This window comes from Paraplanobispora siamensis (assembly GCF_016863175.1).
Lineage (GTDB): Bacteria > Actinomycetota > Actinomycetes > Streptosporangiales > Streptosporangiaceae > Planobispora > Planobispora siamensis.
In genome coordinates this window covers 29,939-54,430 of record NZ_BOOJ01000012.1, presented here as the reverse complement: position 1 = coordinate 54,430, position 24,492 = coordinate 29,939, and the positions used below count along the sequence as shown (strand labels likewise).

Below are 24,492 nucleotides of genomic sequence, written 5' to 3'. Positions count from 1 at the left end.
CTACGGGGTGCCGTGGATGCGGCCCTCGGTCCGCCGCAGCGGCATGCCCGTGCCGCCCCAGCGGTGCTGGGTGAGCTCGGCCGCGATCGACACGGCCGTCTCCTCCGGGGTGCGGGCGCCGATGTCGAGGCCGATCGGGGAGTGCAGACGGCCCAGCTCCTCCTCCGTCAGGCCCGCCTCGCGCAGCCGCTTCATCCGGTCGTCGTGGGTACGGCGGCTGCCCATGGCGCCGATGTAGCCCGCGGGGGTGCGCAGGGCCACCTCCAGCAGGGGGACGTCGAACTTGGGGTCGTGGGTGAGCACGCAGATCGCCGTGCGCCCGTCGACCTCCGTCCGGCCCAGATACCGGTGCGGCCACTCCACCACGACCTCGTCGGCGTCGGGGAAGCGCTTGCGGGTGGCGAACACGGCGCGGGCGTCGCAGACGGTGACGTGATAGCCGAGGAAGGTCCCGATGCGCGCCACCGCCGCGGCGAAGTCGATCGCCCCGAAGACGAGCATCCGGGGCGGCGGCGCGAAGGAGCGCACGAACACCGCGACCTCGTCCATGCGCCGCTCGCCGCGCCGCCCGTAGTGCCGCTCGCCGGTCAGCCCCTGGGCGAGCATGCCGCGCGCGTCGTCGTCCACAGCCACGTCCAGCCCCTCGGACCCGAGGGACCCCGAGACGCGGTCCGGCCAGATCACCCGCCGCGCCCCGAGCACGGCGCCCGCCCCGGACCCCACGCCCGCCCCGGGAGCGGCGACGGTCGTGGCGACGGCGACCGGGCGGCGGCCGGCCATCGCCGCGGCCACCTCGGCCAGGTCGGGGAAGGTCTCCCGGTTCACCGGCTCGACGAAGACGTGCAGGACGCCCCCGCAGGTGAGCCCGACGGCGAAGGCGTCGTCGTCGCTGACGCCGTACCGCTCCAGCACCGGCCGCCCCGTCTCCATTACCTGCCGGGCCACCTCGTACACCGCGCCCTCGACGCAGCCGCCGGAGACGCTGCCGGCGACCTCGCCGTCGGCGGAGACCGCCATCACCGCGCCCGGCTCGCGGGGCGCGCTCTTGAAGGTGCTCACCACCGTGGCCAGGGCGAACGTCTGCCCCGCCGAGTACCACCCCAGGATCGTGTCCAGGACGTCCCGCATCGCCGATCCCTCCGCACTTCGCACACCACTCCTTCCTGGACACTTCCCCCGAGCGGTGCGCGTCGTCAAGACGGACTACCGGCCCCGGTTATCCTCCGCCCCGCCCGGACGCGTTAACGTGAGCGCATCTCGCGCGCCTCCGGCGGGAGCCGGGGACGCCGGCGGCCGGGGACATCTCATGAGAGGGGGACATCTCATGGGAGACGGTATCCGCGGGCGGTTGTCCCCCCGGCTGGACACCACCGGGAGCGTGCTCGCCACACTCTTCTTCTGCCTGTCCCTCACCCCGTCGCTGCTGCCCAGGTCCTGGCTGCTGCAGGGGGTCATCGCGGGCGTCCTGGCCGCGACGGGTTACCTGGTGGGAGTGGTCGCCGCCGCTCTGGTCCGCAGGCTCTTCCACCGGAGCCGGAGCCCGGTGCGGCGGCGCCTGCTGCGGCGGGTGGCCGTCGCCCTCGGCGTCGTCCTGTGCCTGGTCTCCGTCCACTTCGGCGCCCAGGCGCAGCGCGAGATCTACGCGCTGATGGGGATGACGCCGCCGGAACGGCTGGGCTACCTCAACGTCCCGCTGGTGGCCGCCGCGGTGTTCGCGGTGCTGCTGGTCCTGGCCCGCCTGCTCAGGCGGGTCTCGCTGGCCCTGGCCCGTCTGCTCAGCCTGTGGATCTCCCCGGCGATCGCCCGGCTCGCCGCGGCGGCCGGGGTCGCGGTGCTGTCGGTCTCCCTGCTGAACGGGATCCTCACCGAGACCCTGCTGGAGGGGGCCGACGCCAGCTTCAAGACGCTCAACGGCGAGACCAGCCCGGGGACCTCGTCCCCGCGGGCGGCGACGCTGTCGGGCAGCCCCTCCTCCCTGGTCTCCTGGGCGTCGCTGGGCCTGGAGGGCCGTGACTTCGTCGCGGGCGGGCCCACCGAGGCGGAACTGCTCGGCTTCAGCGGGCTGCCTCCCGAACGGCCGATCCGGGTCTACGTGGGCCTGGACGCCGCCTCCTCGGTGCGCGAGCGGGCGGCGCTGGCCGTACGGGAGCTCGAACGCACCGGGGCCTTCGACCGCCGGGTGCTCTGCGTCATCACCACCACCGGGACGGGCTGGGTGGACCCGCGCCCGGCCGACGCCCTGGAGTTCATGTACAACGGCGACACGGCGCTGGTCTCCATCCAGTACTCCTATCTGCCCAGCTGGCTGTCGTTCCTGGTGGACCGCGAGCGGGCGCGGGTCGCCGGGCGGGAGCTGTTCAACCAGGTCCACGACCACTGGTCCCGGCTCCCGGCGGGCGCGCGGCCCGCGCTGCTGGTCTTCGGCGAGAGCCTCGGGGTCTTCGGCGGCGAGGCGGCCTTCAGCGGGGACGACGACCTGCGCAACCGCACCGACGGCGCGCTGTTCGTGGGGCCGCCCAACTCCAGCGCGCTGTGGGGGGAGTTCGTCCGCGGCCGCGACCCCGGGACCCCGGAGGTGCTGCCCGTCTACCGCAGGGGCGAGACCGTGCGCTTCGCCAACCGCACCGAGGACATGGCCGCCCCCTCGTGGCCGTGGCCCTTCCCCCGGGTGGTCTATCTCCAGCACCCCTCCGACCCGATCGTGTGGTGGTCGCCGGATCTGGTGCTCGGCCGGCCGGACTGGCTGAGGGAGCCGCGCGGCGAGGACGTGCTGCCCGACATCGACTGGTATCCGTTCGTGACCTTCTGGCAGCTCACCGCCGACATGGTCTTCTCCCTGGACGCCCCGGCCGGCCACGGCCACGACTACGGCGGCGAGGTCGCCGCCGCCTGGGCCCGCATCGCCCCGCCCAGCGGCTGGGACGACTCCCGGACCCGGGCCCTGGTCCCCATCGTCGAAAGCCGCACCGGCTGAGGTCTCCTTCCCGGTGACACCGCCCTGCCCGTCCGGCATAGGGGGAACTTCGCGCTTTCTCCGCCCGTCATCTGAAACGACGGGGTTTCGCCGTACGGAGGCGGTGAGAGCGCTGAACCATGGGCCGGATCATTCTCCCGGGCACCGGCACCGCGAGCGCGCGGCGCACGATCCTCCGGGGCCCGATCCGGCGCCCGCCCACCTGCGCCCGACGGGCGGCGCGGCCGGGGGCACGCCCTGCCCGGCGACCGTGCTCTCCTGGGACGGGGACACGCTGGTGGCGGCCGACCCCCTGTCCGGGAGATCGGTACGGCTCACGCCCGCGGCCCTCTATCACTATCGATGCGCGCAGAAGGCCGTCGGTCGGAAAAAGCAGGAGCCGCACACCGTCGAAGGGCTCGCGGCGCTCGACGCCGACGGCCTGGTCCTGCTCGACCTGCCCGGCCGGTGGGAGCCCCGGGAGGTGAGCGCCTTCGCGGCCGGACGGGGAACGCCGGTCGTGGACGCCCTGGCCGCTCCGTCGGAGCGCGTGCGCGCGGTCGTGGCCGGGCGCGCCCCCGGCTGGGGGCGGCTGAGCGGGCTGCCCGCCTCCCGCCTGTCCAGGGGGTGGAAGCTGGCGATCGTCGGGACGGGGGTCGCGGGCCTGCTGGCCATGGCCTACGTCACCACGATGGCGGGCTGGCTGGCGTGGCGGGGGCTGGCCTGGCTGGGAGCGACCATGCTGGATCTCCTGGACGGCAGACTCGCGGTGATCTTCTTCAGCCCCCCGCTGCTCCTCCTGAGCCCGGTCCGCCAGGCGGTGCACACCGTACGGCTCAGGCGCGGGACGGGCATCGGGACGCCGGGCGGGGCCCGGGTCTTCATGCGGGGCGAGAAACTGCGCATCACGGCGGGCCCGCGGGCCGTCCCCGACACCCTGTCCGTGTGGGGGCCGGAGGCCGTGATGAGCCTGATGGTCTATCGGCACGAGGACCTGCGCGGGCTCTTCATGATCGGCAGGACCGGCCGGGCCCTGCGCCACCTGCCGGGGCTCTGGCATCCCGAGCACGTGAACCGCTTCGCCGTACGGCACGGCCTGCGCTGCGAGGTGCGCACACTGGACCGGCGGGAGTATCTCGACCTCGTCACCCACGCGGGCGACGCCGTCCCCTGACCCGCGCGCCGGCCGCGTGCGCAGAGGGTCGCGTGCTCAGAGGGTCGCGGGTTCAGAGGGTCGCGGGTTCGAGGGGTCCGCGGGTTCCGAAGGGATCCCGGCTCAGGAGGGCGTCGTCAGGCCGATCGCGGCCTCGTGCGCCTCGACCAGATGCCTGGGCGCCGTCAGGCACCAGGCCTCGGTGACCAGCTCCAGCAGCTCATCGGCGTCGATCTTGTCGAGGTGCACCACGACCCAGCCGAACCGGCCCGCGGTGAACTGGATCTCGAAGACCTCCGGGCGCTCGGCCACCAGCGCCATCTGCTCCTCGATGGTCGCTTTGAGCCCGACGGTCTCGGTCCTCTCCCACAGATAGCCGAAACCCTTGTCGTGCACCTTCAGCGAGATCCAGTCGCCGCCCTGACCCTGCCGGGTCTCGGGCAGCGTGTCCACCATCGCCAGGAATTCGTCAACGGTCACACCCATGATTCACCTCATACCAGAGGACGCCGACATTTCCCCGCGACGGTATCGCCCCGGCGCGACGCCGTACCGGCGCTTGAAGGCGTTGGCGAAGGCGAACTCGGAGGTGTAACCGGCCCTGGCGGCCACCTCGCCGAGCACGGCGTCGGACTCGCGCAGCAGGCGGGCCGCGACGGTCATGCGCCACCAGGTCAGGTAGGTCAGGGGCGGCCGGCCGACCAGGGCGGTGAAGCGGCGCGAGAAGGCCGCCCGGGACAGCCCGGCCCGGTCGGCGAGCGTCTGGACGGTCCAGGCCCGGGCGGGGTCGCGGTGCACGGCGTCCAGCGCGGCCCCGACAGCGGGGTCGGCCAGCGCCGCGGCCCAGCCGGTGACCGGCGCCCCGACGGGCCGCTCCTCGAACCAGGCGCGCAGGATGTACAGCAGCAGCACGTCGAGCAGGGCGGGCACGACCGTGTCGGCGCCGGGGCGGGGATCGCCGACCTCGCTGCCGAGCAGGTCGAGGGCCGCGCGCAGCTCCGGATGCCGGCCGAGCCTGGCGGGCAGGTGGATCATCTCGGGCAGGGTGCCCAGCAGCGGGTGGGCGTGGCGGGGGTCGAGCCGGTAGCCCCCGCACAGGGTCACGGTGACGGGCCCGCCGTGCCCCACGGAGTCGGAGACGAACGGCTCGGCCTCCTCCAGCGGATCGCAGGCGGGCCCGGCCAGGGGGGTCGACGGATCGTCGGCCAGGCCGTACCCGTGGCCGTGGGGGAAGAAGACCACGTCGCCGACGTTCAGCGCCACGGGATCCCCGGAGGGCGGGACGAGCCAGCACGCCCCCTGCAGGATCACCTGGAAACCCGCCGAGCCGGGCACCGAGGGGAAGCGCTGCCCCCAGGGGGCGTGCCAGGCGACGCGCGCCGAACGGGGCCGCCCGGTGCGCATGACGGCGACCACGTCGCTGAGCATGTCCACAGCAGGAGGCTAGCGCGAGACGACCGCGTATGAATCATAGATTTCCACGCATTGGACGTGCTCGCGCCTCCTTCTAGGGTCGACGACCAGTGGACCCGAGAAAGAGGGGGCGGCGTGATGCCACGAAGGATCCTGGTCACCGGGGCGGCCGGCACGGTGGGCCGGCAGGTGACGGCGCAGTTGCTGGAGGCCGGAGCGGAGGTCCGCGCGCTGGTCCGCCGGCCGGCCGATCTCCCGGCCGGCGCGCAGGGCGTGCACGGTGACCTGGCGGTGCCCGGCTCCCTGCGGGCCGCCGCCGAGGGCGTCGACGGTGTGTTCCTGGTCTGGCCGTTCGCCTCGGCCGACGGACTGGGGGAGGTGCTGGAGACGCTGTCGGAGGCGGGGGCCGGGCGGGTGGTCTACCTGTCGTCGGCTGCCGTGCGCGAGCACGAGCGGCGGGCCGAGCGGCTCATCGAAGGTTCGGCGCCGGAGTGGACGATCCTGCGCCCGCACGCCTTCGCGGCCAACGCCCTGCGCTGGGCCGAGCAGATCCGCACCGCGGGGGCGGTGCATGAGCCGTACGGCGGGGCCGCCATGTCCCCGGTGCACGAACGCGACATCGCCGCCGTCGCGGTGCGGGCGCTGACCGGGGACGGGCACTCCGGCGCCGTCTACGAGCTGACCGGGCCGCACTCGCTGACCCAGGCCGAGCAGGTGCGGATCATCGGCGAGGCGACCGGCCGCCCGGTGCGCTGGGAGGAGTCCTCCCCGCACGAGGCCCGGCGGCGGATGCTGGCCCGCGGCTGGCCCGCCGAGGTCGTGGAGGACGTCCTTCGCGCCCAGGCCGGGATGACGGCCGGCCCGTCACCGGTCACCACCGCGGTGCGGGAGGTCACCGGGGTCCCGGCCCGGACGTTCCGTTCCTGGGCGGCCGAACACGCGCAAGCCTTCTCCCCGGCCACGCAGAGCGAACATACGCAAGCCTTCTCCCCGGCCACGCAGGCCGAGCACGCGCACGCCGCCCCCGCCGAGCACCCGCACGCCCTTCCCCCGGTCATGCGGGCCGCGCGCATCCACGCCTACGGCGGGCCCGAGGTCATCCGCCACGAGGAGGCGCCGATCCCGGAACCCGGTCCCGGCGAGGTGCTCGTCCGCGTCGTCGCGACCTCGTTCAACCCCTCGGAGGCGGCGCTGCGGTCGGGACTGCTGCGGCAGGTGCTGCCGGTGGCGTTGCCGTACACCCTGGGCTGGGACGTCTCCGGCACGGTCGCTGCCGTCGGGCCCGGGGTGACCCGGTGGGCTCCGGGCGACCGGGTGATCGGCCGGCTGGACCGGGGCGGGGCCGCCGCCCAGTACGTCGCCGCCCCGGCCGATGTCCTGGTCGCCGCGCCGGTGTCGGTCCCGGCGGCCGACGCCGCGGCGATCCCGGTCGCCGCCCTGACCGCCTGGCAGGCCGTCTTCGAGCACGCGAAGGCGCGGACGGGCCACCGCGTGCTGGTCAACGGCGCCGGAGGCGGGGTCGGGGGCTTCACCGTCCAGCTGGCCAGGCACGCCGGCGCGACCGTGATCGCCACGGCGAGCGCCCGCAGCGCCGCCGCGGTCCGCTCCCTCGGCGCCGACCAGGTCGTCGACTACACGGCCGAGCCCCTGCCGGACGACGTCGACGCGGTGATCAACCTCGCCGCCGTCGGGCCGGAGGACGCCGCCCGGCTGGTCGCGCTCGTCCGGCCGGGCGGCGTCGCGGTGTCGGCCGCCACCCCCCTGCCCGCCACTCCCCCAGCCGCCGCTTCCCCGCCTTCTGGTCCCCCGCCTTCTGGTCCCCCGCCTTCTGGTCCCCCGTCCTCCGGTCCCCCGCCCTCCGTGACCGTCCTGCACTTCGTGGCCCGCAACGATCCCGGGCAGCTGGCGCGGATCGTCTCCCTTCTCGACGCCGGTGAGCTGACCGTCGACGTCTCCGAGTCCCGCCCGCTGGCGGAGCTGGCCGACGTCCACCGCCGGAGCGAGGCCCGACGGACCCGCGGGAAGATCGTCCTCATTCCTTAAGGAAACGTCCCGAACACCTTTTTTCGGTCATCCACCGGCATTTCGGCGTTCCCACGCCAGGTTTCGACCGGTCCCCGTGAAGTGAAAAAGTCCGTTTTCTGGGAAGAGGGGAGAAATCCATCTGACCGAGACACCGCTGACCGGGGCTGACGGCGATCGCGACCAGGACGGTACGGCTTTCCTCTCGGAACGGAGGGTGCAAGGGACACGTACGGCGTGAGGACGAGCGATGTGCGGACTGAGCGGTGAGTTCCGATTCGACGGGGAGGCGGCGGACATCGGCGCGGTGGGCCGGATGACCGACGCGATGCACGAGCGCGGCCCCGACGGCTCGGGGTTGTGGTCGCTGGGGCCGGTCGCCCTCGGACACCGTCGCCTGAAGATCATCGACTTGTCGGAGAAGGCCGCCCAGCCCATGGTGGACAGCGCGCTCGGCCTGGCCGGGGTGTTCAACGGCTGCCTGTACAACTACCGGGAGCTGCGACGGGAACTGCAGGACGAGGGCTATCACTTCTTCTCCACCTCCGACACCGAGGTGCTGATGAAGTCCTTCCACCGCTGGGGGCCGTCCTGCGTCGACCGCTTCAAGGGGATGTTCGCCTTCGCCGTGTTCGACTGGGAGTCCGGCCGGCTGACGCTCGCCCGCGACCGGCTGGGCATCAAGCCGATGTACCTGTCACACGACTCCGGGCGGCTGCGCTTCGCCTCCTCCCTGCCCGCGCTGCTGGCCGGTCGAGGGATCAGCGGTGACATCGACCGGGTGGCCCTGCACCACTACATGACCTTCCACTCGCTGGTGCCGGGCGAGCGCACGATCCTGGCCGGTGTGCGCAAGCTGCCCGCGGCCACCGTACGCACCGTCGAGAGAGACGGCGCGATCACCGACCACCGCTACTGGCAGCCGCCCTACACCCGTTCCGCCCTGTCCGGACACGCCGGGATGGACGCCGACGACTGGCGCGAGGCCGTCCTGGAGGGGCTGCGCACGGCCGTACGCCGCCGGATGGTGGCGGACGTGCCGGTGGGCGTGCTGCTCTCGGGCGGCCTGGACTCCAGCCTGATCGTCGCGCTGCTGGCCGAGGAGGGGCAGGCGGGCCTGTCGACCTTCAGCATCGGCTTCCACCCGGCCGGCGGCGTCAAGGGGGACGAGTTCACCTACTCCGACCTGGTCGCGGAGGAGTTCGGCACCGGCCACCACCGCATCCTCATCGACGACTCGCGGCTGCTGCCGGGCCTGGAGCGGGCGGTGCGGGCGATGAGCGAGCCGATGGTCAGCCATGACTGCGTCGCCTTCTATCTCCTGTCGGAGGAGGTCTCCAAGCACGTCACGGTCGTGCAGTCCGGTCAGGGCGCCGACGAGGTCTTCGCCGGTTACGACTGGTTCCCGCCGCTGGCCGGGGTGCCGCGCGAGCAGGCGGCCGAGGTCTACGCCCGGGAGTTCTTCGACCGACCGCACAGGGAGCTGGCCCGGGTCGTCTCGCCCGAGTATCTCCTGGACGAGGACGCCAGCGGCGAGCTCGTCCGGCGCCACCTCGCCGCGCCGGGCGCCGACACCGCGCTCGACGCGGTCCTGCGCCTGGAGACCGGCGTCATGCTCGTCGACGACCCGGTCAAGCGGGTGGACAACATGACGATGGCCTTCGGGCTGGAGGCCCGGACCCCCTTCCTGGACCACGACCTGGTCGAGCTGGCCGCCGCCTGTCCTCCCGAGCTCAAGCTCGCCTCCGGCGGCAAGGGCGTCCTGAAGGACATCGCCCGCAAGCTGCTGCCCGACCAGATCATCGACCGGCCCAAGGGCTACTTCCCGGTCCCCGCCGTCCGACACCTGGAGGGGCCGTTCCTGGAGCTCGTCCGTGACGCGCTGACCGCACCGGCCGCGCGCTCACGCGGACTGTTCGACCGCGACTATGTCAACACGTTGCTCGCCACGCCCAACGAGCACAGGACTCCGGTGGGCGTCAACGTGTTGTGGCAGCTTGGACTCCTGGAGATGTGGCTGCAAGCCCAAGGAGTCTGATGGCGGAAATCCTCGGCGTCCGCCCGCGCCTCTCCGCGGACGCGAGTCTCACCACCTGGCACTGCCGGACGCCCGCCCTGGCGCCCGACGCGGACGCCGTCGCCTTCGTCAGCGACAGGGACGGCTCGCCGCGTGTGTGGATCCAGGACCTTCAGGACAGAACGCGGGAGGGCCGGCCGGTCGACACCGGACCGGAGCCCGTGGCCGACGTGCGCTGGTCCCCCGACGGCGGGCGGCTGGCGGTCCTCGTCGTCCCGGGCGGCGGGGAGCACACGCAGGTCTGGACGGTCCGGCCGGACGGCTCGGACCTGCGTCCGCTGGCCGCCCCCGCGGGCGGGTCGGCCTCGTTCGTGCGCTGGACCGGACGGGGCGAGATCCTCCTCGTGGCCGAGACCTCCGCCGCGGGCGTCACCGAGGTGGTGCTGGCCGACGCCGCCTCGGGCGGCCGGGAGGTCGTCGCGGCCGGGCCGCTGCTCCATCCCGCGGCGATCAGCCGCGACCACGGGCGGATGCTGCTGCGGCACGGCCCGCGCGGTGTCCGGCGGATGTACCTGACGGATCTTCCGGCCGGGTTCGCGCCCGGCGGCCTGAGAGAGTTCGCGCCCGGTCACGCGGCGGGGCCCACCGGTGGCTCGGGAAGGCTCATCACGGGCCGTACGGCAGGCTTCGCGGGCGGCCCGGAGGGATCCGGTTCGGGGGGATTCGGTTCGGGGGGATCGGGCCCGAGAGGATTCGCAACCAACGGCCACGGAAGAGCTGCGGCCGGCCGTACGGCGGGCCCGAACGGTTCAGCGCCCGATCACCCGGCGGGACCGGCGGGCGGCGGGGAGCGGGCGCTGCTGGAGGGGCTGCCCGGCTCCACCGACTACGGCATCCTCTCCCCCGACGGCACGACCGCCTATCTGCTGTCGGACGCGGGACGCGACCGGGCCGCGCTGCTCCGGGTGCGGGGGGACGGCGAGACGGAGGTGCTGGCCGAGCGCCCCGACGCCGAGCTGGACCAGTTCGCGCTGAGCGCCGACGGCTGCCGCGCCGTACTGGTGTGGAACGTCTCCGGCAGGTCGGAGCTGGCCCTGATGGAGACCGACACCTGCGCGGTGCGCCCGCTGCCGCCGCCGCCCGCCGAGGTGGTGTCCTCGATCAGGGTGTCGCTGGACGGGAGTGCGGCCGTGCTCGCGGCCGAGGGGCCCGGCCACCCCTCCCACGTGGTGCTGTGCGACCTGGAGTCGGGCGCCTACCGCGAGGTGGCGGGGGCCGGCCCGATCGCCGGGGCGGTCGGGGCCGAGCCGGTGCGCCTGCGGGCGCGCGACGGCATGGAACTGACCGGCTGGCTCTACCGGCCCCCGGGCGCCTACGGTCCGGCGCCCTTCCTCATCTATCTGCACGGCGGCCCGGAGGATCAGGAACGGCCGTGCTTCAACCCCCTGTACCAGAACCTGCTGGCCGCCGGGATCGGGGTGTTCGCGCCGAACGTCCGAGGTTCGTCAGGCTTCGGGCGGGCCTTCCGCGACGCCGACAACCACTCCCTGCGCTTCCGCGCGATCGACGACGTCGCCGACTGCGCCCTCGAACTGGCCCGGCTCGGCCTCGCCGATCCGACGCGGATCGCCTGCATGGGGTGGTCCTACGGCGGCTATCTGACGCTGGCCGCCCTCGTGACCCATCCCGGCCTGTTCCGGGCCGGGGTGGACTTCTGCGGGATGGCCGACTTCGAGACCTTCTACGCGCGGACCGAGCCGTGGATCGCCGCGGCCGCGGTCAGCGAGTACGGCCATCCCGTCACCGACCGCGACCTGCTGCGCGCCCTGTCGCCGTTGCACTCGTTCGGCCGGCTGACCGCCCCGCTGCTGGTGGTGCACGGCGCCCAGGACACCAACGTCCCGTTGTACGAGGCCGAGCAGGTGATCCGGGCGACCCGGGGGCTCGGGCTGCCCTGCGACCATCTGATCTTCGAGGACGAGGGCCACACGATCAGGAAGCCGGCCAACCGGGCGATCTTCGTACGGAACGTCACCGGATGGCTCGACCGGCAGCTGACCGGACCGGCCCGCGGGTGAGGACGCGATCGGCCGCCCTCGGCGCGGGCCGGGGCGGGCCGATCGCCGCCGTGGAGAGAAGCTGTCGTCGAGGCCCGGGATCAGTCGTCTCGCCGGGGCCCGGGGTCAGTCGTCCTGGTCGTTCTCGGTGTCCGTCGTCTCGACCACGTCCGGGCTGTCGTCGTCGCCCTCGCCGCCGCCTCCGCATCCACCGGCCAGTACGGCGAGCATCGCCGTCCCCGCGGCGGCCAGGGCCGCCCTTCGCCTGGTCCGAGCCAGCATCCACGACCTCCAGTGATGTCCGGCCGGGCGTGCGGACGCCCGGTCAGTTTCGGATCTTCCTGTCAGCCGACGTGCCCCCGCTCCCTCACCTCTAACGTCCGGGCGCGGTGAAGTCCGTGCCGGGATGATGGCGGCCGACTATGTACAACGTTGAATACAACGTTGTAGAAAGATCTGGACACGGGGGCGTTCGGTCGGGGACACGTGTGGGACGCAGCGGAAGAGGTCTTCATGGGTGCCAGAGTCGTTCAACGCATGATCGCCACATTGGCGGGTCTGACCTGCCTGTTAGCGGCGGCGCCGGCCGCGGAGGCGGCTGATCCGAGACCGGGACCGGCCTCGGACGCCGTTCCGGCCGGATCGTCCGCGTCCCCGTCGTCCCCGTCGGCCGCGTCCCCCGGCGGGCCCCGTACCTACACCAACCCGGTCAGCCGCTCCTTCTCCGACACCTTCGCCGACCCGGCGATCGTCCGGGGCGAGGACGGCTGGTGGTACGCCTTCGGGACCAGCGACCCCCTGCGCGAGGGCGAGGGGACCCGTCACTACCTGCCCGTCTCCCGCTCGCGGAATCTGGTCGACTGGACCTACGTCGGTGACGCCTTCACCGAGCGGAACCTGCCGGCCTGGGCCGACACCGCGGCGGGCGCGAGCCTGTGGGCGCCGGACATCCGGCGCGTGGACGGCGAGTACCGCCTGTACTACGTGGTCACCCAGACCACCGTCACGCCGGAGCCGAACGACAACGCGATCGGGATGGCCACCGCTCCGACGCCGGCCGGCCCGTGGACCGACTCGGGCGCCCCGGTCGTGGAGCCGCGCAGGGGCGCCGGCGCCTCCGGCGACTTCAAGTGGACCTTCGACCCCAGCCACGCCGTCGACACCGACGGGACCGAGTATCTCGTCTACGGCTCCTACTACGGCGGGATCTTCATCACGCGCCTCGACCCCACCGGCAGGAAGGCCGTGGGCGAGCCCACGATGATCGCCATCGACAACAAGTTCGAGGGCGGCTACCTGGTGCGCCGCGGCGGCTACTGGTACCTGTTCGCCTCCTCGGCCGACTGCTGCGCCGGGCCGACCACGGGCTACAGCGTCTACGCCGGGCGCTCGCGCTCCATCACCGGCCCCTACACCGACCGGGAGGGAGTGTCGCTGACCACCTCGCGGGCCGGCGGCACGATCGTCATCGCGCCGAACGGCAACCGCTGGGTGGGCACCGGGCACAACGCCGTCGTGACCGACCCCGCCGGGCAGGACTGGCTGGTCTACCACGCCATCGACCGTGACGACCCCTACCTCGACGAGCCGTTCGGGGTCAACGAGCGGCCCATGCTGATCGACCGGCTCGACTGGATCGGCGGCTGGCCGACCGTCCGGGGCGGCGCGTGGGCCTCGGAGGACCCGCAGCCGGCGCCGGGCCGTACCGGTCCCGTGAAGGTCGCGCCGACCCCCCGCCCCGGCCCGGTCGACCGCCGCCGCAGCGACGAGTTCGACGGCACGCAGCTGGGCTCCGGCTGGAGCTGGGTGCGCGCGCCGCAGGGAGAGGTCACCGGCGGGGCGCTGCGCTGGCCGACCCAGGACGCCGAGCTCAACAGGGAGAACAACACCGCCTCCGTCCTGCTGCGCGAGGCCCCGAAGGGCGACTGGACCGCCGAGACCAGGCTCCGCATCGACCTGGGAACCGACACCGTCCGCAACTACCAGCAGGCGGGCCTCGTCGCCTACGCCGGTGACGACCTCTACACCAAGCTCGTCCACGTGGCGATCTGGAACACCCGCCAGACCGAGTTCGGCAAGGAGATGCCGTACGAGGGCCGGATCGCCTACGGCGGCACGATCGTCGGGCCGCCCGCCGAGGAGACCTGGCTGCGCCTGGTCCACCGGGTCGACCGGCGCAACGGCGAGCACGAACTGCGCGCGGCCACCAGCCGCGACGGCCGCAACTGGATCTACGGCGGCGTGTGGACCCTGCCGGCCGACGCCGACCTGCGCGTGGGGCTGATCTCGCTGGGCGGCGCGGGCGCCACGGCCGAGTTCGACTACTTCCGCCTGCACCACCGCTGACACGCGGCGCGGGGGCCGGGCGGTGCCGTACGACGGTGTCGTACGGCGGCGCGGAAGGTGAGGTCGGCGGTGCCGTACGGCGGCGCGGACGGGTGAGCCCGGCGCCGGGGCGGGCAGGACGGCATCGTGAACGTCGTCGTCCTGTCCGACACCCACGCGCCGCGGCGGTGGAAGTCCTGTCCCGACCGCGTCGCCGAGCACCTGACCGGCGCCGACCTCATCCTGCACGCCGGGGACGTCTGCACCCCGGACGTGCTGGACGAGCTGGCCGCCTACGCGCCCGTCCACGTGGTCAAGGGCAACAACGACGGGCCCGACGTGGTCGCGCCCGAGACCCTCGAACTCGAACTGGACGGACTCCGGGTGGCCATGATCCACGACAGCGGCGCGGCACGGGGACGGCTGCCCCGGCTGCGCCGCCGGTTCCCCCGGGCCGACCTGGTCGTCTTCGGGCACTCGCACATCCCGCTCGACGAGAGCGAGGACGGCTTCCGCATCTTCAACCCCGGCTCCCCCACCGACCGCCGCCGCCAGCCGCACGGCACTGTGGGCCTGCTGCGCATCGAGGACGGCGTCCTGGCCGAGGCGAGGATCGTGCCGGTCACCTGACCGGAGGCCGGTCGCCGGCTCGCCGGTCCGCGGCCGGCAGGCGACGGCTGGAGGGCGGGGATCGGCTGGCGGGCGAGCGGCCGGAAAACGGATGGAGCCGGCGGCGGGGCATGACCCACCATTCCCTCATGGCCCCATCCTCCTCCCCCATCGAGATCCGCCCCGCCTCCCGCGAGGACGCCGGCCTCCTGGCCCGGCTGAACGGCTTCGTGCACACCGTTCACGCCCGGAACCGGCCGGACGTCTTCCACCCCGGCCCCGCCCCCGAGGACCTGGTCCCGGTCTTCGAGGCCCATCTGGCCCGCGAGGACGCCCTCATCTTCATCGCCTGCTCGCAGGGGCGGCCGGTCGGATACGCCTTCGCGGTCATCATCGACCGCCCCAGTGATGCCCTCATGCAGGCGAGGAACTTCATCGTCCTGGAGCACCTGGCCGTGGACCCCGACGCCGCCCGCACCGGCGTCGGCACCGCCCTGCTCGACGCGGTACGCGCCGCGGGCCGGCAGAGGGGGTGCTCCCGCCTTCTCACCGACGTGTGGGACTTCAACACCGAGGCGCAGGCCTTCTACGAGAAGGCGGGATTCACTCCGATGCGGCACATCCTCGAGCAGCCCCTGTGACGGGCCCGCCGGAGACCGCCCGGAACCCGCTCTCCGCCGCCTCATGACCGGGTGATCCAGGAGGGCCACCAGGGCGGGACGCACTCGCCCGGCGTCGTGTCGGCGGTGACGTCGTGAACGAGCATCGCCGCCGGACCGGCCGCGGCGATGAGGACGGCGCAAGCCATCAGGGCCGCCTTCAGCAAACCGTGCTTCGCGAACCAGGGGAGGCAGGCGACCAAATTGATCGGCAGGGAGACGAGAGCCGATCCGCCCGCGACGATCGGAAATACGACCAGACGGCTCGCCGCCCAGACGAAACCCGCCATCGCCTCCCCGGTGCCCAGGTCACCGAGGCAGTGCTGTTGTCTCCGGGCCACCAGGACGATGTCCAGGAACGTCCCGAGCGTCGCACAGGTCAATGCGACGGCGAACAGCATTCCGCAACCCATGACCCAGAAGACATCATCTGTTTCTGGAGTGCTCCCGCCGGTCACCCGCCAATCAAAACAAACTCCCATGACGGCCGGGCGCAGAGAATGTGAGAGTACGGTGCAGGATCGCCCTCGGCTTCCGTGACGTCGGCGGTTTCCGCACCGTTGGAGCTGGCAGGCCTACATGCGCAGGGTGTCACTCGGCTGATAGCCGTAGGCGTCCCTGTAGGCGGCGGCGAAACGGCCGAGGTGGAAGAAGCCCCAGCGCGCGGCGACGGCCGCGACGGTGGTGTGCCCGGGATCGGCCGCCAGGAGGTCGGCATGGGCGGCGGCCAGCCGGACGCGGCGCAGATATCCCATCGGGGTGGTGCCCAGGTGCTCACGGAACGCGTACTGCAGGGTGCGGCCGGAGACGCGTGCGGCGGCGGCGATGTCGGTGAGCGTGATGTCGGCGTCGGCGTGGTCGTCGATGAAGGCGACCGCCCGGCGGACCGTCTCGAACCGGGCGCTGCGCAGCTCCGGGCCGGTGGGCTCGTGGGTCCGGTTGGGGAAGGCGGCCAGGACACTGGCCGCCAGGAGTTGCGCGGAGGCGGAGACCACCAGGGGCGAGCCGGTGAGCTCGGGATAGGGCAGGACCTCGTCGCGCAGATAGGCGATGGTGTGCGCGAGATGCCGGGCCGCGTCTTCGCTGACGGCACGGTATCCCCCCAGCCGGATCGGTCCGGAGGAGTGGCCGGGGTCGACGGCCGCGGCCTTGGCCAGCAGCACGGGGTCGAACATGACGATGTTGTAGCGGGACCGGCGGATCTCACCGGTGTAGGGCTTCTCCGGCGGCGCGAACAGCACCGTGTCCCCCGGCCCGAAGACGTCCTCGTCCTGACCCGCGACGTGGTTGAGGATCGTCCCCGACTCGACCGCGCACAGGCACACCTTGCCCAGCGGGTTCACGTCGTAGCCCATGGCGTAGGCCAGATCCAGCCGGTCGATGCTGACCGGCCCCACCATGTCCCGCCTGATCCGCGTACTGGGGTTCTCGACGTCACCCCGGATCCGCATCTTGGCGTACGCCTCACTCAAGAACGCTTCGGTCTCGTCAAGATCTCTGCTCTTGAAAACCAGCGGTTCCATCGCTCACCAGCTCTCCGGCCCGGGGAAGACCACGCCACCACGTGCAAGGAGGGCTGCGGCGGCGCCTACCGAGGCAACCGCCATCATGCCCGCGCCGACACGGACGAACCGCCACGCCCTGCCGGGTCCTCATCGGTGGCCGGGGCGCTATCCCAGTTGGTCGCGGCGGCGTGTCAGGTAGGCGGTCTCGGCGGTGTTGCCCGCAAGCTCGATGGCTTCGTCGTACGCCGCGCGTGACTCGTGACTGCGACCCAGCCGGCGCAGCAGGTCGGCGCGGGTCGCGTGGTAGGCGTGATAGCCGGCCAGCTTGCCCCCAAGACGGTCGACGACCGCCAGCGCCACCTCCGGACCGTCGAGTTCGGCGACCGCAATGGCCCGGTTGAGGGCGACGATCGGCGAGGGGTCGAGGCGGAGGAGCTGGTCGTAGAGGGCGACGACCTGCGACCAGTCGGTGCAGCGCACGTCGCGGGCGGAGGTGTGCACGGCGTTGATCGCAGCGAGGATCTGATAGCGGCCCGGGGCCTGCCCGCTGGCCAGGCGCTCGCGTACCAGCCGGTGGCCCTCGGCGATCAGCGCCGCGTCCCAGGCCCCACGGTCCTGCTCGCCGAGGGGGACCAGCTCGCCGCCCGACACCCGGGCGGTACGGCGGGCCTCGGTCAGGAGCATCAGCGCCAGCAGCCCGGCCACCTCACCGTCTTCCGGCATGAGGGCGCGGATCAGGCGAGTGAGCCGGATCGCCTCGGCGGTCAGATCGTGACGTACGGGATCGGTGCCGGGGCCGGTCGCCAGGTAGCCCTCGTTGAAGACGAGGAAGAGGACGGCCAGGACGCCGGAGACGCGGCCCGGGAGCTCCTCCGCGGGCGGCACCCGATAGGGGATGCGAGCCGTCTTGATCTTGTCCTTCGCACGGGTGATCCGCCGCCCCATCGCGCTCTCCTGGACCAGGAAGGCACGGGCGATCTCGGGCACGGTCAGCCCGGCGACCATGCGCAGCGTCAGCGCCACGCGGGTCTCCATCGCCAGCGCCGGATGACAGCAGGTGAAGATCAGCCGGAGCCGCTCGTCGTCGATGGCGTCGGCAGGCCCGGGCGGGTCGTCGTCGTACGACAACTGAGCCTCCTTGTGCTTGTCCCCGCGTTTGCTCTCGCGCCGGAGCCGGTCGATCGCCTTGCGGTTGGCGGTGGTGGTCAGCCAGGCGCCGGGGTTGGGCGGGACGCCGTCGACCGGCCACCGCTCGACGGCGGTCGCGAACGCCTCGGCCGCCGCCTCCTCGGCGATGTCGAGATCACCCAGACGCCTGGTCAGGAAGGCGACCAGCCGCGCCCACTCCTCACGGTGCGCCCGGGTGATCGCCTCCCTGACGTCGGCGCTGTTCACAGGAACGGCCGCACCTCGACCCTGCGGTTGCAGGCCTTCGACCCCTCGGCGGCCAGCTTGAGCGCCACGTCGAGGTCCACGGCTTCGATGATCCAGAAGCCGGCGATGAACTCCTTCGACTCCAGGAAGGGCCCGTCGGTGAACATCGCCTCCCCACCCCGGTTGTCGATCACCGTGGCCGAGCCGGGCATCCCGAGGCCGCCGGCGAAGACCCAGTGGCCCTCGGCCATGAGCCGGTCGTTGAACACGTCGATCGCGGCCGCTTCCTCCGGAGTGGCCAAGCCGTCCTTGTCCTTGTCGAAGATCACGGAAACCAGGTACTGCATCTCGGATCATCTCCTGTGTCCCGGGGCGCCCCTCGCGGGCGGCCTCTCACCCCTACTACGAACGCCTCCGTCCCGATCGGACACCGCCTCCCGGACTTCTTCCGGGAACTTTCGATCGCAGTGGAATGACGAGGAGGTTCTGCGTGCCGGACTGGAACGCACCTTTCCACAGTGCCACTGCGGCAGACTGCAACCACCCCCCGTCGCGACCCGTTCGACTGTCGGATTGCGAGTCGTCAGGCCCTCGAGAATGTGGTGATGATCGGGAACACCGACCTCCTCCAGTCCTCCGACACGCCCGATGCGGCAGGGGACCACTACGTCGTGGTCAAGTCCGCGCCCGGCACCGCCTCGGTGCTCACCGGGCGGCTGAACGGCGGCAGGCCGGTGCGGCTGTCGGACAACGACGGCTGGAACTCCGGTCCCCGCCACCGAGGGCGGGCGCGGTGTGTGGGCGGCGTTCGACCCGGAGAGCGGCCCGCAGATCCGCGCGCGTCCGCCCGACGGGGGTACGCCGTCCACGCTCGTCCGCCAGGCGGCCGGGCGCGCGTCGGGGACGTCGATCGCGGGAGACGACGTCGCCTGGTCGGAGGAGACGCCCGAGGGGGAACTCGGTCTCCGGCTCAAGCGCGGCGACGCCGCGCCCGTCAATCTCACTGCGGACGCCGGCAGTCACGGCTATCAGGCGTCGATCAAGGACGGCGGGCTCGCCTTCACGCGCGGACGGTTCGAGGACGAGTCCTTCCACAGCGCCCCGGTGATCTACGGTCTGGCGACCGGTACGCGGGTGGAGCTGCCCGAGGTGCCGTCGACCGGCCCCTTCCCTTCGGATTCGCGGTGGCCTCGCCTGGCGGGCCCGTACATGCTGTGGCTGTACGACGCCGACGGCGAGGGCCGCAGCGGAGTCATGCGCGCCGCGCTCGACGGCAGCGGCATGACCCCGATCGTGAGGGACGGCCCGGAGGCGCCGAGTGCGTCCCGGCTGGACGCCAGCGACCAGGTGGCCACGATCATCGTCGAGCCGCCCCGCGACGGGACGGACGGCAACGAGGACCTGCCGAAGCTCTTCCAGGTCCCGGTCACGGGCGGCGAGCTGCAGCGCTACTCCTGCAACAGGGACACCAGTCCCTGTCCGCCGCGGGCGAGGGCACTCGCCTGGTCTGGCTCGACGGCACCGCCGCCGACATCGACCCGGTGACGCGCGAGCGGCCCGCCCGCCACCGCCCCGGCACGTCCTCGGTCACCCCTTAACGGGCAAATACCTTCTAACCCCACAAAGGCCTCGAAAAGTCGTTAGATATGACTTCACACGCAAATACTCAAAGTAAGCAGGTGCAAAAACCGAAAAATAGATAAAGTCGGCGCTGGAAAGATCATTCTGACCACCCGATTGGGAGAGCCATGCGCCCGCACCGCCTGCTGCTCGTCCTCGTGATGTCCTCGCTGGCCGCCGCGGGTTGCGGCAGCGGCGAACCCGAAGGGGCGGACACACCGCAGGAGACGTTGACGAGACTCACCGCGTTCATCGCCGACGACGAGGGCGAGGACGCCTGCAACCTGATGTCGGTGTCCGCGCAGGAGTTGTTCGCCCGCGGCAACGAGATGAGCACCTGCGAGCAGGCCGTCAACATGTTCCACGGCAAGATCGCCGACCGGGACGCCTACCGACAGATGGTTCCCACCGGGCTCAAAACGGAGGGCGACGAGGCCGAGGTCAGCGGCTACTGCGGGAAGGGATGGACCCACCCCGGTGGCACGGACCTGCGGGAAGACCCCAACGATCTGGGGACTCTGACCCTGCGCAGAACCGAGAACGGCTGGCTGGTCCAGGACTACGTCAGCAGCAGGGAATACTCCACCTGCGGCGGATGAGCCGCCGCAACCGGCCGTCGTCGGTTCACGGTCGTGTCGCCCAGCCGACGGACAGGAAGCAACCCTGCCGCCCTGATCGCCGGATTCGCGCAGGAGCGCCTCCGTTGCGGGGCGGATCCGACCGAGCCTGCGCGCCGTCTGACGGTGGAGACCGGCCTGGAGGCCCAGCCCTGGAAGCGAGCCGTCACGCGCCATAGACCGGCCTGGCGGTGTGGACCTGGAGGGACGGCGCCGCCACGCTTCTACGCGCACCGCCCCACTCCGTTCCGGATGCCTCCCTGACGGACCACGTCATTCGACGGCAACCCGACCTTGAGCGAAAGCCTGCCGGGGCTGAACGCCGGGAACAGGACGACAGCACGGCCTTCCGCCTTCCAGGCGGAGCGATCACCCCGGCCGGTGGACCGAGAGCGCGGTCGGGGACGCGTGGACGGCGGCGCGGATGCGCCGCTGCGTGGGGACGTCGCTGCGTGGGGACGTCGCTGCGTGGGGACGTAGCTGCGTGGGGACGTAGCTGTCAGCGCTGCCGTCACCTCAGCCCACGGTCATCCGGTGCCGGCGGTTCCAGGAGCGGCATCTCGCCCGGAGCCCCTATACGAGCACCGACCGGACGAGGGTGCGGACGGTTTCCTCGAAACGCCGCGCCTCGTCCGGGTCCACGGCAAGATCGATGGGCTTGCCCTTCTTCCAGATCGTGAGCGGCTCGGTCGGCGGCCGGTCGATGAGCGCGGCGATCGGCGGCACGGCCTTGGCCACAGGTTGAGCGAACAGTGCCGATGCCACCCGTACGAGGCCGCGCAGCGGCTGCTTGAAGGGCTCATGGAGCCCGGTCGCCACGAACACCGGGTTGTACAGCACATACTTCGTCCGCTCGGAAGCGTAGGCAGTCCCCAGCAGCTCGCTGGCCCTGGCTCCCTGCACGGTTGCGGCGAGCGCCCGGTACCGGTCCTTCAACTGGAGGTCGTCCCAGCGGATCCGGCCGCTCTGCCCGGCACCGCACAGGTTGATGATCACTGGAGTCGGTGCGTTCTCCAGAGGACCGCGCAATCCATGGGCCATGAGCCAGCGGTTGATCACATAGAGAGCGAAGGTGTGCTCGAACCCCTCCTCGGTCACCACTCGCGCCGGGTTGAACCGGAACGCGGAGAGCACCAGCGCATCGATGGCCGGATACTCGGCGCTGAGCCGTTCCACCAGGTCACGGGTCTGGCGCAGGGAGCTGAGGTCAGCCCTGACGAAGCGGGCCTCCGGCACCTCCTCGCGCAGGCGTCCCCCGCCTTCTTCGCTGCTGCCCACGGCCACGACCTGGTCCCCGAGGTTGGCACAGTGGCGGGCGAGGGCTCTGCCGATGCCTCTGGTCCCTCCGGTGATCACGATGGTTCGACCCATAAGTTGAGATCCCCCTCAAGTTGAGATTTACCTCAACTTAGCTAGGCTTGCCGGTATGCGCAAGGACGCCGTGCATAACCGCGAGCGCCTCCTGCGGGCGGCCCGGGAACTGTTCGCGGACCGCGGACTCGACGTGCCGCTCGAAGAGATCGCGCGCTCGGCCGGAGTCAGCATCGGGACGCTGTACAACCGCTTCCCCACACGGGACGCCCTGGTGGAGGCGGTATTCGCCGACCGGGTGGCGGCCGTGGCCGAGTTGGCCGAGCAGGCGCTGGCCGCCGACAACGCCTGGGAAGGGTTCGTCGCGTTCCTGACCGGGGTGTGTGAGCTGCAGGCGACCGACCTCGGCTACAACGACCTCGCCGCACGAACGGCCGGCTTGGACGCGGATCGCGGATACAGCCTGATGCAGGAGATCTTCGGACGCGCCCAGCGAGCCGGAGATCTGCGGGCCGACGTCACACTCGCCGACATGGCCTTCGTGGTCTGGGGCGTTGCGGCGACCATCAGGGCCACGTGCAAGACGGCGCCGGGAGCCTGGCGGCGGCACCTCGCCCTGTCCCTGGACGGCCTGCGCGCCATCGCCGCCGGCCCTCTGCCGGCCCCGCCCATGTCCACCGCGCAGACCCGCGCCGCGATGCAGAAGTGCTGACGTACGGCTGATCGCTGAACCCTTCATCACGAGTCAGCGGCAAGGTCGCGGTCGAGGGCTCGCGTGTCCGGTCAGAACGGAGAATTCCGACACCTGCATCAGGAGAACGACCCTCCTTCGGGAGGGGTCGCCCTGGCTTTGTGCTGTACGTGCAGCAGCCATTTGAAACGGGATACCTTCTGCACGATGAGTGCCCGGTACGCATGGTCTGAACGCTTCCCCGCAAGGGATCCGGCGACCGAGGGTTCTGATCGCCCGGCTGTCAGTCCACTCGGCGATCTGCATCCTCCGGCTACCGGAGCAGAGGTCTGCGAGCTTGAAGAGCGGTTGGGCCTGGAGCTGCCGCCGAGTTACCGGCAGTTCCTCCTGTTCGCCAACGGGTGGGGCAACAACGATGACTGCTGTCTGCTGCGTGCCGAGGAAGTCGGCTGGCTCCGTGATGCCGATCCCTCGATCGCCGAGAGCTGGCCAGAACCCAAGCCCGAGAACTCGTGGAGCGTGCCCGACGAGCTCTACTTCGTCTACGGGCCGGAGCAGGACTCCATCCGTTACAGAGGGGAGTATGTGCCCGACACCCTTATGATCGGATACTGGGACGACGGAGTGGCTCTCCTCAATCCCCACGTCAGGACCTCTGAAGGTGAGTGGGAAGCCTGGTATCTCGCCCCATGGAAACCCGGCGCCAACCGTTACAGGTCCTTCTGGGACCTCGCAATGGACGAGCTGCGGATGCGCTACGCACGTTGATGTCCCTTCCTCGTTGAGCTTCACCGGCTCGGGCGCGAGCCTGAAGGACCTCACGGAGCGGATGGGGCACGACTCGATGGCGCTGATCTATCAGCACCGTACGGCGGAAGCCGACCGGAAGATCGCCGACGCGATGAACAGCAAGATCGAAGAAGCCCGTCCGGACGATGACGATGGATCTTCGGGAGTGCCCGCCCGGGTCGGCTGATGACACGACGCCCCGTTCCCTCGATCGGGAACGGGGCGTTTTCGCTGGTGGGCGGTACCGCGTTCGAACCGGCGACATCTCACTTGCAAGGCGATCCGAGCGGCTCCCCGACCAGAACCGATGCCAGGCCTGAGCTGCGGCTACGGTCTCCGGTCGTCCACCGGCCGTCCAGCCGTGCCCCCGGTCGTTGCCACCCAGTCGGTCGCCCAGAAGCCATCCCTAAACCCAGAGTTATCGCCGAGTTTCCCTCACCGATCGGACCTTCGATCCCTTTCTGTCGGCGACAACTGTGATCATGCCGTCCACATGTTCAAAGGAGTGACGATGACAGAGTGCCCCGAGGAGTTCCGCTGGCTCTCCGACCGTGAGGAACTGGGTGAGATCTACTGCGTGTCCTTCGTCCGAGGGCTCTCCCCGGACGAGGTCCTCCGCCGGTTCGGAATAGACGAGAACACCATGGAGGAAGGAGTGACAGCCGAGGGGCTGAACGAACGCTCGGTGGAGAGCATGAGGGCCGACTCGGCCGGTTACATCGGCGCCGCGGAGATCGGCGACTGGACCCTGGTCATCGAACCGGGAGGATGGAAGATCGCCGTCGACTCCGACGTATACGGCCCGGTCTCGCGGGGAACCGAGGTCGTGTCGGTCTGCCGTCATGACTACGCCTCGGACAGCTTCGCCTACATCGTTGATGGTGAGTCGGTCCTCCACTTCGATCCGATGTGCCCAGACGATCGGTCGGGCAGCGATCCAGACCGTTTCATCAAGGAGATGCGTGAAGTCGGCCTGGATCCCGAATACGACATCTTCGATGACGACTCGCACATCGAGTTCCCGATAGAGCGTTCGTTCGCCCTCGCGGGAAGGATCACGGGTCTTCCCTTCTCCCCGGAGATGCTGGCGCTGCGATTCCTCGGCGCAGAACCCCTTGAGGACTGATCGGCAGATTCAGGGGAGAGCTTCTGTCAACGGGCTCAGGCACTCATGGGGTAACGGGTTAGGAGTTCCCGCACTTGAGGGACATCGGCGTACGGCTTGAGCAGGGTCAGAACCACGCGGGCACGTCGGCACCAGCGCCTTCGCTCACGGGGCGAATGATCTCACGGCATTGCGACCCGCAAGGTGCAGCGAAGCGGTCCGTACGGAAGAAGGGAACACCAAGACCGTCAAGTCACGTTGCTCCCTCAAGC

General features: G+C 71.4%; 23 protein-coding genes. 14 read left to right on the top strand and 9 right to left on the bottom strand.

Annotation, left to right across the window (positions count from 1 at the left end):
* The gene (locus tag Psi01_RS05910; protein ID WP_204063138.1) at positions 1-1,128 is read right to left on the bottom strand and encodes an XdhC family protein; all 1,128 of its coding nucleotides are present in this window, start codon (positions 1,126-1,128) and stop codon (positions 1-3) included.
* A gap of 196 nt (positions 1,129-1,324) precedes the next feature.
* On the opposite strand from Psi01_RS05910, the gene Psi01_RS05905 reads away from it, so the two are divergent.
* Both Psi01_RS05905 and Psi01_RS05900 read left to right on the top strand, forming a co-directional pair.
* Positions 1,325-2,974 carry an alpha/beta hydrolase gene (locus tag Psi01_RS05905; RefSeq protein WP_204062911.1) on the top strand — a complete coding sequence of 550 codons (1,650 nt, stop codon included), beginning with the start codon at positions 1,325-1,327 and terminating at the stop codon, positions 2,972-2,974.
* 103 nt (positions 2,975-3,077) lie between these two features.
* On the top strand, positions 3,078-4,127 hold the full coding sequence (locus tag Psi01_RS05900; RefSeq protein WP_204062910.1) for a hypothetical protein: 1,050 nt from the start codon (positions 3,078-3,080) through the stop codon (positions 4,125-4,127).
* Positions 4,128-4,229: 102 nt separating this feature from the next.
* Here the strand turns inward: Psi01_RS05900 and Psi01_RS05895 are convergent, their stop codons facing one another.
* The gene (locus Psi01_RS05895; protein WP_204062909.1) at positions 4,230-4,592 is read right to left on the bottom strand and encodes an MmcQ/YjbR family DNA-binding protein; all 363 of its coding nucleotides are present in this window, start codon (positions 4,590-4,592) and stop codon (positions 4,230-4,232) included.
* A gap of 3 nt (positions 4,593-4,595) precedes the next feature.
* Complete coding sequence (locus tag Psi01_RS05890) at positions 4,596-5,540, bottom strand: AraC family transcriptional regulator (protein ID WP_204062908.1); 945 nt, start codon at positions 5,538-5,540, stop codon at positions 4,596-4,598.
* Between the two features lie 117 nt (positions 5,541-5,657).
* Here Psi01_RS05890 and Psi01_RS44385 point away from each other — a divergent pair, with 117 nt between their 5' ends.
* The 3 genes from Psi01_RS44385 (at position 5,658) to Psi01_RS05870 (ending at position 11,636) form a co-directional block, all read left to right on the top strand.
* Complete coding sequence (locus Psi01_RS44385; protein WP_307819223.1) at positions 5,658-7,562, top strand: zinc-binding dehydrogenase; 1,905 nt, start codon at positions 5,658-5,660, stop codon at positions 7,560-7,562.
* Positions 7,563-7,791: 229 nt separating this feature from the next.
* Positions 7,792-9,579 carry an N-acetylglutaminylglutamine amidotransferase gene (locus Psi01_RS05875; RefSeq protein WP_204062907.1) on the top strand — a complete coding sequence of 596 codons (1,788 nt, stop codon included), beginning with the start codon at positions 7,792-7,794 and terminating at the stop codon, positions 9,577-9,579.
* The gene (locus tag Psi01_RS05870; protein ID WP_204062906.1) at positions 9,579-11,636 is read left to right on the top strand and encodes a S9 family peptidase; all 2,058 of its coding nucleotides are present in this window, start codon (positions 9,579-9,581) and stop codon (positions 11,634-11,636) included. Before Psi01_RS05875 ends, Psi01_RS05870 begins: the two co-directional genes overlap by 1 nt.
* 105 nt (positions 11,637-11,741) lie before the next feature.
* On the opposite strand, the gene Psi01_RS05865 is transcribed toward Psi01_RS05870, so the two are convergent.
* Positions 11,742-11,897 (bottom strand): hypothetical protein, encoded by a 156-nt coding sequence (locus Psi01_RS05865; RefSeq protein WP_204062905.1) that lies wholly within the window; start codon positions 11,895-11,897, stop codon positions 11,742-11,744.
* A 255-nt stretch (positions 11,898-12,152) separates the two neighbouring features.
* Between Psi01_RS05865 and Psi01_RS05860 the strand changes: the two genes are divergently transcribed.
* From Psi01_RS05860 to Psi01_RS05850, 3 genes are all read left to right on the top strand, one after another.
* Positions 12,153-13,961, top strand: a complete 1,809-nt coding sequence (locus tag Psi01_RS05860; RefSeq protein WP_204062904.1) for a glycoside hydrolase family 43 protein — start codon at positions 12,153-12,155, stop codon at positions 13,959-13,961.
* 126 nt (positions 13,962-14,087) lie between these two features.
* The gene (locus Psi01_RS05855) at positions 14,088-14,570 is read left to right on the top strand and encodes a metallophosphoesterase family protein (protein WP_204062903.1); all 483 of its coding nucleotides are present in this window, start codon (positions 14,088-14,090) and stop codon (positions 14,568-14,570) included.
* A 128-nt stretch (positions 14,571-14,698) separates the two neighbouring features.
* Positions 14,699-15,190, top strand: a complete 492-nt coding sequence (locus Psi01_RS05850) for a GNAT family N-acetyltransferase (RefSeq protein WP_204062902.1) — start codon at positions 14,699-14,701, stop codon at positions 15,188-15,190.
* A gap of 41 nt (positions 15,191-15,231) precedes the next feature.
* On the opposite strand, the gene Psi01_RS05845 is transcribed toward Psi01_RS05850, so the two are convergent.
* The 4 genes from Psi01_RS05845 to Psi01_RS05830 all read right to left on the bottom strand — a co-directional run bounded on the left by Psi01_RS05845 (position 15,232) and on the right by Psi01_RS05830 (position 18,434).
* Complete coding sequence (locus tag Psi01_RS05845; RefSeq protein WP_204062901.1) at positions 15,232-15,609, bottom strand: hypothetical protein; 378 nt, start codon at positions 15,607-15,609, stop codon at positions 15,232-15,234.
* A 174-nt stretch (positions 15,610-15,783) separates the two neighbouring features.
* Complete coding sequence (locus tag Psi01_RS05840; RefSeq protein WP_204062900.1) at positions 15,784-16,731, bottom strand: helix-turn-helix transcriptional regulator; 948 nt, start codon at positions 16,729-16,731, stop codon at positions 15,784-15,786.
* A gap of 147 nt (positions 16,732-16,878) precedes the next feature.
* Entirely contained in the window at positions 16,879-18,108 is a 1,230-nt protein-coding gene (locus tag Psi01_RS05835; RefSeq protein WP_204062899.1) for an RNA polymerase sigma factor, read from the bottom strand.
* Complete coding sequence (locus Psi01_RS05830; RefSeq protein WP_204062898.1) at positions 18,105-18,434, bottom strand: YciI family protein; 330 nt, start codon at positions 18,432-18,434, stop codon at positions 18,105-18,107. Before Psi01_RS05830 ends, Psi01_RS05835 begins: the two co-directional genes overlap by 4 nt.
* Before the next feature lie 448 nt (positions 18,435-18,882).
* On the opposite strand from Psi01_RS05830, the gene Psi01_RS05825 reads away from it, so the two are divergent.
* Complete coding sequence (locus Psi01_RS05825) at positions 18,883-19,632, top strand: hypothetical protein (protein WP_204062897.1); 750 nt, start codon at positions 18,883-18,885, stop codon at positions 19,630-19,632.
* A gap of 203 nt (positions 19,633-19,835) precedes the next feature.
* A complete protein-coding gene (locus tag Psi01_RS05820) occupies positions 19,836-20,306 on the top strand; it encodes a hypothetical protein (protein WP_204062896.1) in 471 nt (156 codons plus the stop codon).
* A 591-nt stretch (positions 20,307-20,897) separates the two neighbouring features.
* Here the strand turns inward: Psi01_RS05820 and Psi01_RS05815 are convergent.
* On the bottom strand, positions 20,898-21,695 hold the full coding sequence (locus Psi01_RS05815) for an SDR family NAD(P)-dependent oxidoreductase (protein ID WP_204062895.1): 798 nt from the start codon (positions 21,693-21,695) through the stop codon (positions 20,898-20,900).
* 55 nt (positions 21,696-21,750) lie between these two features.
* Here Psi01_RS05815 and Psi01_RS05810 point away from each other — a divergent pair, with 55 nt between their 5' ends.
* The 4 genes from Psi01_RS05810 to Psi01_RS05795 all read left to right on the top strand — a co-directional run bounded on the left by Psi01_RS05810 (position 21,751) and on the right by Psi01_RS05795 (position 24,241).
* The gene (locus Psi01_RS05810; RefSeq protein WP_204062894.1) at positions 21,751-22,347 is read left to right on the top strand and encodes a TetR/AcrR family transcriptional regulator; all 597 of its coding nucleotides are present in this window, start codon (positions 21,751-21,753) and stop codon (positions 22,345-22,347) included.
* Between the two features lie 186 nt (positions 22,348-22,533).
* A complete protein-coding gene (locus tag Psi01_RS05805; protein ID WP_204062893.1) occupies positions 22,534-23,094 on the top strand; it encodes an SMI1/KNR4 family protein in 561 nt (186 codons plus the stop codon).
* A gap of 13 nt (positions 23,095-23,107) precedes the next feature.
* Positions 23,108-23,302: a hypothetical protein gene (locus tag Psi01_RS05800; protein ID WP_204062892.1), complete on the top strand. Its 195-nt coding sequence runs from the start codon at positions 23,108-23,110 to the stop codon at positions 23,300-23,302.
* Between the two features lie 324 nt (positions 23,303-23,626).
* Positions 23,627-24,241, top strand: coding sequence for a DUF6461 domain-containing protein (locus Psi01_RS05795; RefSeq protein WP_204062891.1), 615 nt, complete (start codon positions 23,627-23,629; stop codon positions 24,239-24,241).
* Positions 24,242-24,492: the final 251 nt, after the last annotated feature.

Bases quoted from the DNA above. Each gene is read 5' to 3' on its own strand.
- Psi01_RS05910 (WP_204063138.1), bottom strand. From the start codon at position 1,128: ATGCGGGACGTCCTGGACACGATCCTGGGGTGGTACTCGGCGGGGCAG.
- Psi01_RS05905 (WP_204062911.1), top strand. From the start codon at position 1,325: ATGGGAGACGGTATCCGCGGGCGGTTGTCCCCCCGGCTGGACACCACC.
- Psi01_RS05895 (WP_204062909.1), bottom strand. From the start codon at position 4,592: ATGGGTGTGACCGTTGACGAATTCCTGGCGATGGTGGACACGCTGCCC.
- Psi01_RS44385 (WP_307819223.1), top strand. From the start codon at position 5,658: ATGCCACGAAGGATCCTGGTCACCGGGGCGGCCGGCACGGTGGGCCGG.
- Psi01_RS05875 (WP_204062907.1), top strand. From the start codon at position 7,792: ATGTGCGGACTGAGCGGTGAGTTCCGATTCGACGGGGAGGCGGCGGAC.
- Psi01_RS05870 (WP_204062906.1), top strand. From the start codon at position 9,579: ATGGCGGAAATCCTCGGCGTCCGCCCGCGCCTCTCCGCGGACGCGAGT.
- Psi01_RS05865 (WP_204062905.1), bottom strand. From the start codon at position 11,897: ATGCTGGCTCGGACCAGGCGAAGGGCGGCCCTGGCCGCCGCGGGGACG.
- Psi01_RS05860 (WP_204062904.1), top strand. From the start codon at position 12,153: ATGATCGCCACATTGGCGGGTCTGACCTGCCTGTTAGCGGCGGCGCCG.
- Psi01_RS05850 (WP_204062902.1), top strand. From the start codon at position 14,699: ATGGCCCCATCCTCCTCCCCCATCGAGATCCGCCCCGCCTCCCGCGAG.
- Psi01_RS05845 (WP_204062901.1), bottom strand. From the start codon at position 15,609: ATGCTGTTCGCCGTCGCATTGACCTGTGCGACGCTCGGGACGTTCCTG.
- Psi01_RS05840 (WP_204062900.1), bottom strand. From the start codon at position 16,731: ATGGAACCGCTGGTTTTCAAGAGCAGAGATCTTGACGAGACCGAAGCG.
- Psi01_RS05830 (WP_204062898.1), bottom strand. From the start codon at position 18,434: ATGCAGTACCTGGTTTCCGTGATCTTCGACAAGGACAAGGACGGCTTG.
- Psi01_RS05820 (WP_204062896.1), top strand. From the start codon at position 19,836: ATGCGCCCGCACCGCCTGCTGCTCGTCCTCGTGATGTCCTCGCTGGCC.
- Psi01_RS05815 (WP_204062895.1), bottom strand. From the start codon at position 21,695: ATGGGTCGAACCATCGTGATCACCGGAGGGACCAGAGGCATCGGCAGA.
- Psi01_RS05810 (WP_204062894.1), top strand. From the start codon at position 21,751: ATGCGCAAGGACGCCGTGCATAACCGCGAGCGCCTCCTGCGGGCGGCC.
- Psi01_RS05805 (WP_204062893.1), top strand. From the start codon at position 22,534: ATGAGTGCCCGGTACGCATGGTCTGAACGCTTCCCCGCAAGGGATCCG.
- Psi01_RS05795 (WP_204062891.1), top strand. From the start codon at position 23,627: ATGACAGAGTGCCCCGAGGAGTTCCGCTGGCTCTCCGACCGTGAGGAA.